The sequence below is a fragment of the Streptomyces sp. NBC_01431 genome, from assembly GCF_036231355.1.
In the GTDB taxonomy this organism is placed as follows: Bacteria; Actinomycetota; Actinomycetes; order Streptomycetales; family Streptomycetaceae; genus Streptomyces.
Map to the genome: position 1 here is coordinate 4,608,124 of NZ_CP109496.1, position 12,191 is coordinate 4,620,314.

General features: G+C 71.9%; 18 protein-coding genes. 12 read left to right on the plus strand and 6 right to left on the minus strand.

Features of this window, described 5'->3' with window-relative positions:
- The first annotated feature begins 333 nt into the window (after positions 1 to 333).
- The 9 genes from OG522_RS21255 to OG522_RS21295 all read left to right on the plus strand — a co-directional run bounded on the left by OG522_RS21255 (position 334) and on the right by OG522_RS21295 (position 5,881).
- A complete protein-coding gene (locus OG522_RS21255) occupies positions 334 to 588 on the plus strand; it encodes a chaplin (RefSeq protein ID WP_329464574.1) in 255 nt (84 codons plus the stop codon).
- 195 nt (positions 589 to 783) lie between these two features.
- Positions 784 to 1,023, plus strand: a complete 240-nt coding sequence (locus tag OG522_RS21260; RefSeq protein WP_329464575.1) for a chaplin — start codon at positions 784 to 786, stop codon at positions 1,021 to 1,023.
- 225 nt (positions 1,024 to 1,248) lie between these two features.
- The gene (locus OG522_RS21265; protein WP_329464576.1) at positions 1,249 to 1,866 is read left to right on the plus strand and encodes a hypothetical protein; all 618 of its coding nucleotides are present in this window, start codon (positions 1,249 to 1,251) and stop codon (positions 1,864 to 1,866) included.
- A gap of 365 nt (positions 1,867 to 2,231) precedes the next feature.
- Positions 2,232 to 2,453: a hypothetical protein gene (locus OG522_RS21270; RefSeq protein WP_329464577.1), complete on the plus strand. Its 222-nt coding sequence runs from the start codon at positions 2,232 to 2,234 to the stop codon at positions 2,451 to 2,453.
- Between the two features lie 149 nt (positions 2,454 to 2,602).
- The gene (locus OG522_RS21275; protein WP_329464578.1) at positions 2,603 to 2,845 is read left to right on the plus strand and encodes a chaplin; all 243 of its coding nucleotides are present in this window, start codon (positions 2,603 to 2,605) and stop codon (positions 2,843 to 2,845) included.
- A 167-nt stretch (positions 2,846 to 3,012) separates the two neighbouring features.
- Positions 3,013 to 3,513: a DUF5949 family protein gene (locus tag OG522_RS21280; protein ID WP_329464579.1), complete on the plus strand. Its 501-nt coding sequence runs from the start codon at positions 3,013 to 3,015 to the stop codon at positions 3,511 to 3,513.
- A gap of 31 nt (positions 3,514 to 3,544) precedes the next feature.
- Positions 3,545 to 4,192, plus strand: coding sequence for a vitamin K epoxide reductase family protein (locus tag OG522_RS21285; RefSeq protein WP_329464580.1), 648 nt, complete (start codon positions 3,545 to 3,547; stop codon positions 4,190 to 4,192).
- 305 nt (positions 4,193 to 4,497) lie between these two features.
- A complete protein-coding gene (locus OG522_RS21290; protein ID WP_329464581.1) occupies positions 4,498 to 5,028 on the plus strand; it encodes a tyrosinase family oxidase copper chaperone in 531 nt (176 codons plus the stop codon).
- Positions 5,012 to 5,881 (plus strand): tyrosinase family protein, encoded by an 870-nt coding sequence (locus OG522_RS21295; protein WP_329464582.1) that lies wholly within the window; start codon positions 5,012 to 5,014, stop codon positions 5,879 to 5,881. The genes OG522_RS21290 and OG522_RS21295 overlap by 17 nt, the downstream gene beginning before the upstream one ends.
- Positions 5,882 to 5,979: 98 nt before the next feature.
- Here the strand turns inward: OG522_RS21295 and OG522_RS21300 are convergent, their stop codons facing one another.
- The 6 genes from OG522_RS21300 to OG522_RS21325 form a co-directional block, all read right to left on the minus strand.
- Positions 5,980 to 6,261 (minus strand): chaplin, encoded by a 282-nt coding sequence (locus OG522_RS21300; RefSeq protein ID WP_329464583.1) that lies wholly within the window; start codon positions 6,259 to 6,261, stop codon positions 5,980 to 5,982.
- Positions 6,262 to 6,394: 133 nt separating this feature from the next.
- Positions 6,395 to 7,135: a hypothetical protein gene (locus OG522_RS21305; protein WP_329464584.1), complete on the minus strand. Its 741-nt coding sequence runs from the start codon at positions 7,133 to 7,135 to the stop codon at positions 6,395 to 6,397.
- 175 nt (positions 7,136 to 7,310) lie between these two features.
- Complete coding sequence (locus OG522_RS21310) at positions 7,311 to 8,288, minus strand: glycoside hydrolase family 26 protein (RefSeq protein WP_329464585.1); 978 nt, start codon at positions 8,286 to 8,288, stop codon at positions 7,311 to 7,313.
- A 67-nt stretch (positions 8,289 to 8,355) separates the two neighbouring features.
- On the minus strand, positions 8,356 to 8,565 hold the full coding sequence (locus OG522_RS21315) for a hypothetical protein (protein ID WP_329464586.1): 210 nt from the start codon (positions 8,563 to 8,565) through the stop codon (positions 8,356 to 8,358).
- A 56-nt stretch (positions 8,566 to 8,621) separates the two neighbouring features.
- Positions 8,622 to 9,887 (minus strand): cytochrome P450, encoded by a 1,266-nt coding sequence (locus OG522_RS21320; RefSeq protein WP_329464587.1) that lies wholly within the window; start codon positions 9,885 to 9,887, stop codon positions 8,622 to 8,624.
- Positions 9,888 to 9,946: 59 nt separating this feature from the next.
- The gene (locus OG522_RS21325) at positions 9,947 to 10,225 is read right to left on the minus strand and encodes a hypothetical protein (protein WP_329464588.1); all 279 of its coding nucleotides are present in this window, start codon (positions 10,223 to 10,225) and stop codon (positions 9,947 to 9,949) included.
- 164 nt (positions 10,226 to 10,389) lie between these two features.
- Between OG522_RS21325 and OG522_RS21330 the strand changes: the two genes are divergently transcribed.
- From OG522_RS21330 to OG522_RS21340, 3 genes are all read left to right on the plus strand, one after another.
- Positions 10,390 to 10,884, plus strand: coding sequence for a hypothetical protein (locus OG522_RS21330; RefSeq protein ID WP_329464589.1), 495 nt, complete (start codon positions 10,390 to 10,392; stop codon positions 10,882 to 10,884).
- A 115-nt stretch (positions 10,885 to 10,999) separates the two neighbouring features.
- Positions 11,000 to 11,596: a hypothetical protein gene (locus OG522_RS21335; protein ID WP_329464590.1), complete on the plus strand. Its 597-nt coding sequence runs from the start codon at positions 11,000 to 11,002 to the stop codon at positions 11,594 to 11,596.
- Positions 11,597 to 11,825: 229 nt separating this feature from the next.
- Positions 11,826 to 12,119, plus strand: a complete 294-nt coding sequence (locus tag OG522_RS21340; RefSeq protein WP_329464591.1) for a hypothetical protein — start codon at positions 11,826 to 11,828, stop codon at positions 12,117 to 12,119.
- Positions 12,120 to 12,191 lie beyond the last annotated feature (72 nt).

Here is a 12,191-nt window from a genome sequence, read left to right on the forward strand (position 1 = left end):
GTCCACCGGGCCCGACGGGGATTCTGGCTGGCGACGGCATACGCGGTCACTCCGGTCCTAGCGCTCGAAATGAAAGCTGAATAAAAGCATCCGAGTCGTCTTCAAGGCTGTTCGTACGACCGGCCCGCGCGGCGAATTCCCATTACTGGCGCTCCGGCTGCCGGAGGCCCCCGCATTTTGACGGCCCGGGGACGGGGAGCACTGTAACCGTATTTACGACCCGGTTCCGTCATGAATGCGTACGCCGGAGTGTCCCTTCGAGCGACGGTCCGTATCTCCTTGACACCGGGCTCGTTGTATCGGTGGCCTCATCTTCACTCGAAAGGAAAAGCGATGAATCGAATTGCCAAGTCCGTCGTGTCGGCCGGGGCCGGTGTTGCGGTCGCGATGCTGGGCGTCGGCGTGGCGTCGGCCACGGGCCATGGCGACGGCGCGAGCGCCGAGGGCGTCGCCAAGGGCTCGCCGGGGGTCCTGTCCGGCAACCTGATCCAGGTGCCGATCCACGTGCCGGTAAACGTCTGCGGCAACACGGTGAACGTCATCGGCCTGCTGAACCCCGTCTTCGGCAACGCCTGCGTCAACGAGTAAGTCGCCGGCGCGACGCCCACGGCCCGTGCTCACCAGCCGCGTCCACGGCCCACGGGCGCCCCGGAACCATCCTGTACGGCCACGAAACGCCGGTTCACCCGTTAGGGGCAAAACCGTGTGCTCGGGGCCGCGTTGACCGTAGGTCGAGTGACAACACCCGGTCAGTCAATCTTCTCAACTAGGAGTGCTTCTCCAATGTCGCGTACCGCGAAGGCCATGGTCCTTTCCACCGCTGCCGTTGCCGCCATCGCCGGCGGAGCGGGCGTCGCCGCCGCCGACGCCGACGCGCACGGCGCGGCCGCCCACTCGCCCGGCGTCGTGTCCGGCAACATGGCCCAGATCCCGGTCCACGTGCCGGTCAACGTCTGCGGCAACACGGTGAACGTCATCGCCCTGCTGAACCCGTCCTTCGGCAACACCTGCGTCAACAAGTAGTTCCCGGCCCAAGGCCCCGGCCGCTCCCGCCCAAGGAGTCGCCGGGGCTTCGTGCTGCCCCGGATGGCGGAAACCCGCGTGTGGGCGAGACATCTGGAGTCGTGCCAGCTGGGCGCGCTGCGGCGGGGGCGCCGAACTCACCTGAGGTGAGCACGCGGTTGCGGGGGTTACCAGGCCCGCGCACGGTGAGGGAATCGGCATGTCCCACCGAAGGAGAATCGTTTCATGCGCGTACGCACGCCGCGGCGGCTGGCCGCAGTGGCCCTATCGACCGCGTTGGTCCTCGGTTCCGCCGGAACCACGATGGCCGCCGACTTCCCTCACCAGAGACCCGTACGCGCCGAGGCTCCGGTACCCGGCGCCGACGCCGTGCTCGCGCAGGTCAAGACGCTGGGCGACCTCGGGGGTGCCATCACGCCCGTGACCGACCTGCTGACCGCGGTGCTCAAGGCGGACAACGGCCAGCTGCCCGCGGCCGATCTCCAGTCCCAGGTCGCCAAGATCACGACCGCTCTGGACAAGCTGAAGTCGGCCGCCCCCGCGGCCCCGGCCCTCCCCACCCCGCCCGCCCCGGCGCTGCCCGCCCCGCCCTATCCGTCGTCGGGCGGCTCCGAGACGTCCGCCGCGCCGCTGGACATCAGGGACGACGCCGTCGCCGCGCTCAAGAAGGCCATCGACACCCTGGTCAAGGACGTCACCACGCTCAACGTCGCGGGCCTCGTGCCCCACGCGACCGCGGTGGTCACCGGCCTCGTCGGTGTCGTCGTGGCCACGGTGCTGGGCGGCGGACTGCCGGCGCCGAGCCTGCCGGGTCTGCCGCCACTGCCCAAGCCGCCCGTCTGAGCCGTACCCCGAGGCTGTCCCGCAGCGGTATTCCTGGAAAGCGCCGGCCCCGATCGGGACCGGCGCTTCGGACTGTCCGGCGCCGGGGCCCGGTCACCCTCAACTGTCCGCAGCCGTACCGGAATTCATGGAATGTAATACGAGTATCGGCGGCGCTTCCGCGTTGTGCGCGCGGCCCATAAACCCGCGCCCGAGGAGTTTCCCAACCATCCGGGAGTCGTTACCCAAGGCGACGCAGCGCAATGCATTCAGCGGAAGGAATGATGATGAAGTCGATGAAGGTTGCCGCGGCAGTAGCCGGTTCCCTCGCGGTCGTGGGTGCCGCGGCCCCGGCCTTCGCGGCGGGTGACCTCACTCCTCCCCCCATGAGCCTGAACGCAGGGGTCGACACGCTGGCCCAGCACCTGACCACGTCGCCGATGGCCGATGCCATGCCCCTCCAGACCCACCTGCTCGACCCCAAGTCGAACGACTCGCTGCGCCACACGATGGTGAGCACCGCCCGGGGTCTCCACAAGGTCAAGGGGGCCGCCCCGGCGGGCCAGCACCTCGGCGGCCTTCCGGTGGGGCAGCGGCCGGGTAAGTGAACAGAGCGGTGCGGACGGTGAATTGACGCGTCGTTCGCCCAAGTTCTGCGCTGTACGAGGGAAAGACAATCAACCCGGCGTGTTCGCTTCCGGCGGCTCCCGGTCATTTGCCTACGCTGAGGCAACTCCCCCGAGTGGAAGGTTTCACCATGAACACCGCAAAGAAGACCGCTCTCGCCTTCGCCGCCGCCGGTCTCGCCGCCGGTGCCGCGTCCGGCTCCGCCTTCGCCGACGCCGGTGCGGAGGGCGTCGCGGCGAAGTCGCCCGGCGTTCTGTCCGGCAACCTGGCCCAGGTTCCCGTGCACGTGCCGATCAACGTCTGCGGCAACTCGGTCAACGTCATCGGCGCCCTGAACCCGGCGTTCGGCACCCCCTGCACCAACTCGGACTGACCCACCGCCCGCACAGGGCGATCGAGCGGCTCCGGGGACGGGGGATCCCGGGGCCGCTCCGGCGTGTCCGGGCGCGCCTCGGGTCCGGGGTGCCGGTGAAGGACCGGTTCATCCCCCTGGGTGACAACTGCGCCGGGCTCGGCCCGGAATGTGGCTAGAGTCCCGCCATGACTTCAGCCGCCAGTTCCGTACAGCCCTCCAGGGCCGCCCTGTTGGGCTCGCTCGTCGTCATCGCGTGGAGCGGCGAACACCCCGACGAGTCCGGCGATGTGCCCTTCCTCATGGCGTACTCGCTCGGTGACGGAATCGAAGGGCCCGAGGGCGCCGAAGCCGCCGCGCGGGCGCTCCTCGAAGAGCTGGGCATGCCGGCCGGCAGCGTTCTCGACGAGGCGGCCGGGAGCGCGCTCGCCGTGACCCTCATCGTCCAGGGCGGCCAGGCCGTCCTGACCATGCCGGCTCTGACCGCCCAGTGCCCGGTGCCGCCCGAGTGGCTCGCCGCCGCCGAGCGGCGCGGCAGCGTCCAGTTCGTCTTCGCCACCTGCTCCTGGCCCGGCGGGCGGCCCGGAATCGCCGTCACCGACGAGCAGTTGAGGGCGTTCGCGGGCGACCCGGGCACCATCTCCACCGCCGGTCACTGCGTGCTCCCCGTCAGCCGCCTGCGCGGCTGACCACCCCCGCCGGACGAGAACGGAGACAGCCATGCCCACCCCCGGGACGCTCCAGCCGCCCGCGCCGGTCACCGCCTGCGCCCCGCCAGGAGCGGACGCCACCGGGCTCGACGGCAGCCGGGCCCTGGCCTGGCTGCTCGTGCTCACCGGGGTGGCCGGGCTGGTGGCCTCGTGGGTCATCACCCTCGACGAGTTCGCGCTCCTGAAGGACCCGCACTTCGTACCGGCGTGCAGCCTCAACCCGGTGGTGTCCTGCGGCAACGTCATGAAGAGCGCCCAGGCCTCCGTCTTCGGGTTCCCCAACCCGATGCTCGGCCTGGTCGCGTACGGCCTGGTCGTCTGCGCGGGAGCGAGCCTGCTCGCGGGCGGGCGCTTCGGGCGCTGGTACTGGCTGACGCTGAACGCGGGCGGCCTGTTCGGGGTCTGCTTCGTCAGCTGGCTACAGTTCGAGTCGCTGTACCGGATCAACTCGCTGTGCCTGTGGTGCTGTCTGGCGTGGGCCGCCACGATCGTCATGTTCTGGTACGTCACCTCCTTCACCCTGCGCAACGGGCCGCTGCCCGCGCCCGGTTGGGTCCGGAGCCTGCTGTCCGAGTTCACCTGGGTGCTGCCGGTGCTGCACGCGGGAGCGATCGGGATGCTGATCCTGACCCGCTGGTGGGAGTTCTGGACGGGCTGAAGGCGACCGTGCGGGCACGTTGGGCCGACCGTGTGAATCACCAGCGGGCCGCGACACGTGCCGCATCCGGATGCGTTGACTCCACTGACCAGTCGCATGGTTGAGGACTCCCCGGGCCGTGCAACCAGTACCGGCCCGGGGAGACCACGTCACGGCCACGGCCGTTTCCTGTGGCACCGGGCGTCGTTGAACCCGGCATCGGACAAGGAGAGCGGACGCTTGGACGGGCCCCGGAAACACGCTGGTTTCCGGGGCCTACGCATGTGCCGGACCGGTCCGCGCGAGCGAGCACGAGGGAGACGCCCATGAACGAAGCGACATACTTCTGGCACGCACGGCGGCCGGGCCGCACCCGCCCGCGGGGCCGCGCCCCCGAGCCCACCAGGCCCGGCACGCCCCCGCCCCGCACCAGCTGGCGCATCGCCCGGCGCGGCCTGCTGCGCGCCCTGTTCGCCTCGGCCTCCGTGGCCTTCACCGCAACCGCGCTGTCCCGCATCCGCTCCGCCGAGCCCTACGGCGAGCCCACGGGCGCCTTCGCGCCGCACCCGCCGGCTCCGGGAGCCACCTTCGACGAGATGCACGCCGGACACCGCATCCAGGGCTGGCCGGTCGAGGCGGGCGGCGCCGAGGTCACCGTGTTCGTGGACGGGCGCCAGCTCACCCTGATGCGGCGCGCCGACGGCAGCTACCTCAGCTCCGTCGACCACTACGAGTCGTTCGCCACCGCACAGGAGGCCGCCCGCGCGGCGGCGGTGGCGCTGGGCCCCGCCCGGCTCGCCTCCGTACCCGTGCACGGCGGCCACCGGGGAGGGGGAGCCCGTGGTGTACACGCGTAAGAACCAGCGCGATCTCACGAGTGCCGAGCGCAGGGCGTTCGTCAACGCGGTGCTCGAATTCAAACGGCGCGGCGGATACGACGAGTTGGTGCGCACGCACATCGGCTTCTACGTCTCGGACGGCGACGACGGGCTGCGGGTGGCGCACATGGCGCCGTCGTTCCTGCCGTGGCACCGCCAGTTCCTGCTCCAGTTCGAACGGTCCCTCCAGCAGATCAACCCCCGTGTCACGGTGCCCTATTGGGACTGGACGCGGGACAACTCGCCCGCATCCTCCCTCTGGAGCGACGACTTCATGGGCGGCAACGGGCGCCGCGGCGACCTCCAGGTCATGACCGGTCCCTTCGCGTACGCGAACGGGCACTGGGAGATCCAGGTCAATGTGAGCGAAGGCCGGTTCCTGACCCGGGACATGGGCCGGCCCAACGACCCCATCCGCCTCCCCACGCCCGCCGACGTCAATTACGCGCTCGCCGATCCGGTGTACGACGTAGCGCCGTGGAACTCCACCAGCAGGACCGGCTTCCGCAACAAGATCGAGGGCTGGACCCCGGCGTCGGGCAACGCCAAGTTCCGCAACCACAACCAGGTGCACCGCTGGGTCAACGGCCTCATGCTCGGCGCGGCCGCCGTCAACGACCCGGTGTTCTGGCTCCACCACGCGTTCATCGACTGTCTCTGGTCGCGCTGGCAGGCCGCCCACCCCGGCTCGGCGCGCTACCTCCCGGCCGTACCCCCGTCGCCGGGCGACCCGCAGTACCGCCGGGTGGCCGCGCTCGACGAGCCGATGCCGCCGTTCGACGTGCGGCCGTCGGCCCTGCTCGACCACCGCGGCATCTACCGGTACGCCTGACACGACGACGGCCTCCCGGAGGGAGAAGACCGGGAGGCCGTACGTGCGAACAATGTCGGCCGGGCCGTCGCGAGGACGCCCGGCCGGATGCGGGGGGACTAGTCCCCGTAACCGCCGTTGTTGCCGTGCTGCTCGTGGTCGTCGGCGTTGACGCACTTGTTGCCGAAGGCCGGGTTCAGCGCGCCGATGACGTTGACCGAGTTGCCGCAGAGGTTGACCGGGACGTGCACCGGAACCTGCAGCAGGTTGCCGGAGAGAACTCCGGGAGAGTGCGCCGCGACGCCCTCGGCGCCGGCGTCGGCAGCAGCCATACCCGCACCGGCGAGCGCCACGGCACCTGCACCGGCGACGACGGCGGCCGTCTTCGCGATACGAGACATCAAAGTTCTCCTTGAATGGACATGCGACCACAGACTCGCAGTCGTCATTTCACTTCAACGTGCCGCACCGCCATAAGTAACGGACACCTGCTCCCAAAACGGTTCTGCACTGGTGCCCGGTTTCAGTCCGCGGCTACTTTCCGCGCGAGGACCGACGGGACAGCGCGACCGCCGCGGCCCCCGTGACGACCGCGCCGACACTCAGCGCGCCGAGCAGCGAGGCGTTGGCGTCGGCGCCGGCGCCGGTCTGCGCGAGGTGCGGCGGCGCGGACGGCGGCGCGCTCTCGCCGGGCGTCCAGGGCGGCGGGGTACTCGGCGGGGTGCTCTCCGGGTACGTCGGCGTGGGCGACGGCGTCCAGGTGTCCGGGGGCGAGGACGGGGGCGAGGACGGTTGCTGGGAGGGCGGCTGGGTCGGCGGCGTCCACGTGCTGGTCGACGGGGTCGGCGCGGGCCACGTCGGAGTGCCGGTCGGCGCCGACGAGGTGGGGCTTGCGGACCAGGTGGGGCTCACGGACGAGGTGGGGCCGTGCTCCGGCGGGGTGTCGCACGGTGGGGGCGAGCCAGGGGTTTCGCCGCCGTAGCCGTACTGCTGCTCGGTGCTTCCGTAGCCGGCCGGCCGCTGCTCATCGCCCCCCATGTCCACGCCGGGACGCGGGGCGCGGCCCGTTGCGGCGTGCGGCCGGGGAGCGGGCGCGGGCCCGGCGTGCGAGCCGTCCCCCATCCCCTCCCCGGAGCGGGTGGGCTGCTCGCACGTGCCGTGCGGCGCCGCCGACGCGGGGTGGCCCGCGGCGTACGCCGTGTAGCCCGTGCCCAGCGCGGAGAGCAGACCCGCGACGATGGCGGCCCGCGCTGCGGGACCCGAGAACTTGTACATGCCTGCGACCCTTCAACAGGAAATCCGGAGGGGATCAGATGCTGATACGCATAATTGGGACCCGCCTCCCTGTCGCCGCCCGACCACGCGAGCCGCGCGGGACAGACAACCCGTCCGGCGCAGCCCGCGCCCCCGGACAGCCCAGCACCCGGCGGGCAATCGCCGCACGGCCTCTTCACGGCACGCGAAAGGCCCGCGCCGCCTCGGGATGGCCGCCGCACTCCCACACCCCGTGCGGGCAGTAGTCGGTCAGCGTCTGGTAGACCGGCCGGTGCCTGCGGAACCAGGCGGTCATGCCGCGGACGTACGCCGCGTCGTCCCCGTTGCTGAACAGTCCCCACTCCGGGTACGAGACCGGCTTGCGGTGCCGGCCGGCGAACTCCACCTGGGCGCGCATCCCGTACGGCTCCTCCACCTGCGTACGGAAGGACATGCCCGCGGGCTGGTCGTAGGCGTCCATGCCGATGATGTCCACGAAACGGTCGCCGGGGTAGCAGCGGGTCCACGCGACCGCGTCCCGGCCCCGGTTCGGCGCGAAGTCGAACCGGAAGCGCTGACCCGCCACCGAACGCATCGCCCCGACGACGCGGCGCCAGTACGCCTGCCAGGCGGCGGGGTCGGGGCCGCACCGGTGGGTGTAGGTCGTGCCGTTCATCTCCCAGCCCAACACCACGACGGTGTCCGGGAGTTGGAGGCTCACCAGGCGCTTCGCCAGGAGGAGGAAGTGGCCGTCGAAGTCGCCGCGGGCGCCCTGGCGGAGCAGGCCGCGGACCTCCTCGTCGGGCAGGTGGTCCTCGTTGCGGTCCAGCATCGGCACGTTGAGGACGAACACCCGGTCCAGGCGGCGGTGTTGCCAGTCGGACCAGGGCCCGAGGAGGCCGGGCGGCCCCTCGATCCCGCTCCAGGTGCGGCCCGACAGATAGGTGTGCCCCGCGCGCAGCGGCCCCTGGCCCCGCCACCGCTCCACCGCCGCGAGCCGGCCGATGCCCGCCTCGTCGGAGCCGGTGAACACCCCCGCAGCGGTGACGGCCGGGACCGGTTCGGGGCCGCGGTCCTCGAACGAGGGCCACGGGACCAGCGCCGAGACCAGCAGGGCCAGCGCACACAGCGCGGCCTTCCACGAGAGCGGCGCGGGCCGGGGCGGCAGAGCCATCGGGGACCTCCAGGGTCGGCCCGCTCGAATGTCGGCGCGGCTCGGCGGCGAGCGGCGCACCGGGCCGTCAGCGGCGCTGGAGCGCCCCGCCCAGCGAGGCGACGCCGGAGGTGAGCGTCTCGGCGACCTTCCCCTGGCCCCCCAGGACCCTGGGCTGCCCGAATGCGCTGACGCTGCCTTGCCCCGCGGTGCCGTCGGCGGCCGCGACCCCCGGAGCGGCCAGGAGCAGGAGCGATGCCGTAGCGGTGGCGGCCCTGAGGCGGTGACGAGAATTCATGCCCGGTACAACGCGGTTTTCCCGGTGAAGGTACGCGCCGGAGGACGCCCGGGAATTCAGCCCTTGGTCACATCGAAAGCGAAGTGCTGCCTGCGTACGCGGTGGTCGAAATTGGAGGTGCCGAGTTCGGGTGCGCCGAGCGTGCGCAGGACCAGCGGCCGGGTCAGCAGTTCGCACAGAATGGCCTTGATCTCCAGTCGCGCCAAGTGCGCACCCAGGCAATAATGCGGGCCGCCGCCCCCGTACCCCAGATGCGGATTGGGGCTGCGGGTGATGTCGAAGGCGTCCGGGTCGTCGAATACGGACGCGTCGCGATTGGCGGCTGCGTACAGGAGCATCACCTTGTCGCCCGGCAGGAAGGTGTGGCCGCTCATCGTGTAGCGGGCGGTGACGGTGCGGCGGAACTGGATGATGGGCGTCGAATGGCGCACGATCTCGTCCACGGCGCCGTCCGCGTACCGCTCGAAGTCCGAGACCAGCAGGGCGAGTTGGTCCGGATGGCCGGTCAGCAGCGCCAGGGCGTGGGCGATGGCGTTGCGCGTCGTCTCCACCCCGGCGACGAGCAGCAGTGAGAAGAACGAGCCGAGCTGGCGGTAGTTCAGCGCCTGGCCCTCCAGGTCGGCGCACACCAGCGCCGAGATGAGGTCGCCGGTCGGGTGGCGGCGCCGCTCACGGCCCAGCCGGGCCACCGTCAGCTGCATGCGGGCCAGGGCGCGCAGTCCCTTGCCGGGGCTGCGCAGGCGGGCGCCGAGGCCGCGGCTGACGCCGGCGTGCTCGGAGGCCCGGTCGATCTGCCGGGCGATCCTGCGCCGGTAGGCGTCGGGCACGCCGAGCATCGCGCAGATGACCTCGAACGACATCCGGGAGGCCACCGCCGACACGAACTCGCCGGGCCGCTCGGCGACCATGTCGTCGACGATGCGTACCGCCAGCTCGCGGATGCTCAGCTCGGTGGCGGCGAGCAGGCGCGGGGTGAAGGCCTGCGAGACGATGCGCCGCAGCCGGGCGTGGTCGGCGCCGTCCAGGTTGACCATCGAGTCGCCGAACACCGCGCGCACCCAGCGCGCCGGCTCGGGCGAGGTGACCCCGGGGGCGCTGGCGAACACCTGCGGCAGCCGGCTCGCCTTCAGGACGTCGGCGTGCCGGACCAGGGCGTAGAAGCCCCGCTCGGGGCGGCGGCCGGTGGCCCCGCGTTCCACGAAGTACGCCGGGCGCGGCTGCTCGCGCAATCGGGCGAAGCCCGCCAGGCGCTCTGCCGGAGGAAGCTTCCAGAACTCCGGGTCAGCGAGGTCGGGGGCAGGGTGGTGCCGGGGGTCTGTCACGCTCGCACCGTCCTGGCCGCCGTGGGGAGATCGGGGTGGGGAATGCGCTGCCGGGGCGGTCAGCTCACCAGGGCGCGGCCGGCCCGCACCGCGTCATTGGCGGCCGTCACCGCTTCGGTCCCGGCCTTGACGCCGTTCTTCACGGCGGCCACCTTCTGGCTCACCTTGTCCCCGACGACGGTCTCGGCGGCGGGCTTGACCTGGGTGCCCGCGGCGGTCGTGGTCCGGGCCGCACCGCTCAGGGCGTTACCGAGGTCGAGAGCGTGCGCGGAAGGGGACAGGGCGGCGGCGAGCGCGGTTCCGGCTGCTGCGGCGGCAAGGTATCGACGTACGTTCATAACGCCTACAACGCACGAGCCGCGCGGAGGGCACGCCCGGTCGATACGCGCACCCCGTATTGACTTCGCGTTGCTGCAAGCAGGGGAACTTTGCAGTGATCCAGGTCCCGGGGTCGTTCTTCAGGCGACACGGCCGAATCGGCCGGGGAAGGAACAGAACATCCATGGGAATCACCTCACGTGCGGGACTGGCGAGCGTCATGGCGTGCATGGCGACCGCGGCGGCGGTGGCGCCGGCCGTGGCGGCCCCGACCGTTCCGGTCACCGTCCCCCTCTACGGCCTGAACGCGGTCCTTCCGTTCGACGCACCCACCCTGGACTCGGGCGTGCCGCTCCCCATTCCGGGGGCGCCGAAGGGCCCGCGCTATGTGAAGGGCAACATTCTGCCGAAGAACATGGTCCCGACCATCCCGGTCGACTCCGCGCTGCCGGCCACCGAGATCGGTGCGCCGCTGCCCAACCCGCTGAGCCCGGACCTGATCGGCACCGCCCGGCTCGCCAGCCCCAGCTCCCCGCTGCACGCCACGACTCCGGGCGCCGACATCGGTGCCCCGATCAGCCGACCGCGCTCGCCGGGGCTGCCCTCCCTCGTGATGCCGGAGGCCGGCCTGGCCGCGCCCGCGCTCCAGGGCGACCCCGCCACCATCGCCAGCCTCTGAACCCCGGCGGGCGCCACGGAAGGTCAACTACCGCTCCAGGGATGTCAGTTGACGCGCTGATCCGGTGCGGCGCCCGTACCGTCGGCCCATCCTCTTCGTACGTCCAGGAGTCCGCATGCCCCGTACGCCCAGGAACGTCCTCGCCGCTCTGCTCGCCGTCGCCGCCGTCGCGGTGCTCGGGGCCGGGGGTGCGGCGGCGGCGCCGGATCCGCGCGACCTGGGCGGCGAGCAGAGCGGTCCGCCGCCGTGGCCCGCGCCCGCGGACCCGTCGGCCGCGGTGCGCGAGGCCGGGCTGGAGATGCTGACCGCAGAGGGCGTGGTGCAGCACACCCACACCCACCTGGACATCCTGGTTGACCGGCGGCCCGTCACCGTCCCCGCCTCGATCGGCATCGACGAGCCGGGCGGCCGCATCAGTCCCGTGCACACCCATGACACCAGTGGCGTGATCCACGTCGAGTCGCCGCGCACGGCGGTGTTCACGCTCGGCCAGTTCATGGCCGAGTGGCGGGTGCCGCTCACCGCGGACCGGATCGGCGGCCTGCGGGCCGGCAAGGGCAGTCGTCTGACGGCGTACGTCAACGGCCGCAAGGTCGGTGGGAATCCCGGGGCGATCGTGCTGCGCGGGCACGACGAGATCGCCCTGGTCTTCACCCGGGGCGCCGCCACCGGGCCCGTACCGAGCGGCTACGACTGGCCGCAGGGTCTCTGACGGGGTGGCCGGGGCTGGGGGCAGCACCGGCAGAACGTTTCTCCGCACGGATCGTTGGACCGCGCGGAACAGAATCCGTGTCCCGGCACGGACCGCGGACCGCAGCTCCCCCCGGGGTTCTACTCCCCCCGGGCGGGAGCTGCGCTCTGTTCCGGCGCCGCCGGGTAGGCCTGTCGGGTGAGAGCGGGGGGCGGCCGTGTCCGTCCGCGGCGCGCCACGTTGTGCAGGCGTGATCTCAACACGACGAATCGCCACAGTCCTTGCCGTCGCAGCCGGCCTCTCGGGTCTCGGCGCCTCGGCGGCGAGCGCCGCCGGGCCGCTCGACCACCTGGTCAAGCCGGTGAGCCCGATGAGCGAGCTCGACGCCATCGCCACCAGCGGCATCCCGGCCGAGCACCGCGCCGAGATCCCCACCGTCAAGAGCCAGCTCAGCGGGCTCAACCACCTCAACGACCTGGGCCAGCTGCACCAGCTCACCGACCAGGGCGCCCCGGTGCTCAACCTGGTTCCCGCGGTGGACTGACGTAGACCGGTTCTGTACGTGGCAAGGGCGCGCGCCCGGAACACATCGTTCCGGGCGCGCGCCCATACCGTA

Excerpts from the sequence above, each read along its gene's own strand:
- OG522_RS21300 (WP_329464583.1), bottom strand. The coding sequence starts at position 6,261 with ATGTCTCGTATCGCGAAGACGGCCGCCGTCGTCGCCGGTGCAGGTGCC.
- OG522_RS21330 (WP_329464589.1), top strand. The coding sequence starts at position 10,390 with ATGGGAATCACCTCACGTGCGGGACTGGCGAGCGTCATGGCGTGCATG.
- OG522_RS21260 (WP_329464575.1), top strand. The coding sequence starts at position 784 with ATGTCGCGTACCGCGAAGGCCATGGTCCTTTCCACCGCTGCCGTTGCC.
- OG522_RS21255 (WP_329464574.1), top strand. The coding sequence starts at position 334 with ATGAATCGAATTGCCAAGTCCGTCGTGTCGGCCGGGGCCGGTGTTGCG.
- OG522_RS21325 (WP_329464588.1), bottom strand. The coding sequence starts at position 10,225 with ATGAACGTACGTCGATACCTTGCCGCCGCAGCAGCCGGAACCGCGCTC.
- OG522_RS21310 (WP_329464585.1), bottom strand. The coding sequence starts at position 8,288 with ATGGCTCTGCCGCCCCGGCCCGCGCCGCTCTCGTGGAAGGCCGCGCTG.
- OG522_RS21290 (WP_329464581.1), top strand. The coding sequence starts at position 4,498 with ATGAACGAAGCGACATACTTCTGGCACGCACGGCGGCCGGGCCGCACC.
- OG522_RS21305 (WP_329464584.1), bottom strand. The coding sequence starts at position 7,135 with ATGTACAAGTTCTCGGGTCCCGCAGCGCGGGCCGCCATCGTCGCGGGT.
- OG522_RS21265 (WP_329464576.1), top strand. The coding sequence starts at position 1,249 with ATGCGCGTACGCACGCCGCGGCGGCTGGCCGCAGTGGCCCTATCGACC.
- OG522_RS21285 (WP_329464580.1), top strand. The coding sequence starts at position 3,545 with ATGCCCACCCCCGGGACGCTCCAGCCGCCCGCGCCGGTCACCGCCTGC.
- OG522_RS21270 (WP_329464577.1), top strand. The coding sequence starts at position 2,232 with ATGAGCCTGAACGCAGGGGTCGACACGCTGGCCCAGCACCTGACCACG.
- OG522_RS21335 (WP_329464590.1), top strand. The coding sequence starts at position 11,000 with ATGCCCCGTACGCCCAGGAACGTCCTCGCCGCTCTGCTCGCCGTCGCC.
- OG522_RS21280 (WP_329464579.1), top strand. The coding sequence starts at position 3,013 with ATGACTTCAGCCGCCAGTTCCGTACAGCCCTCCAGGGCCGCCCTGTTG.
- OG522_RS21315 (WP_329464586.1), bottom strand. The coding sequence starts at position 8,565 with ATGAATTCTCGTCACCGCCTCAGGGCCGCCACCGCTACGGCATCGCTC.
- OG522_RS21275 (WP_329464578.1), top strand. The coding sequence starts at position 2,603 with ATGAACACCGCAAAGAAGACCGCTCTCGCCTTCGCCGCCGCCGGTCTC.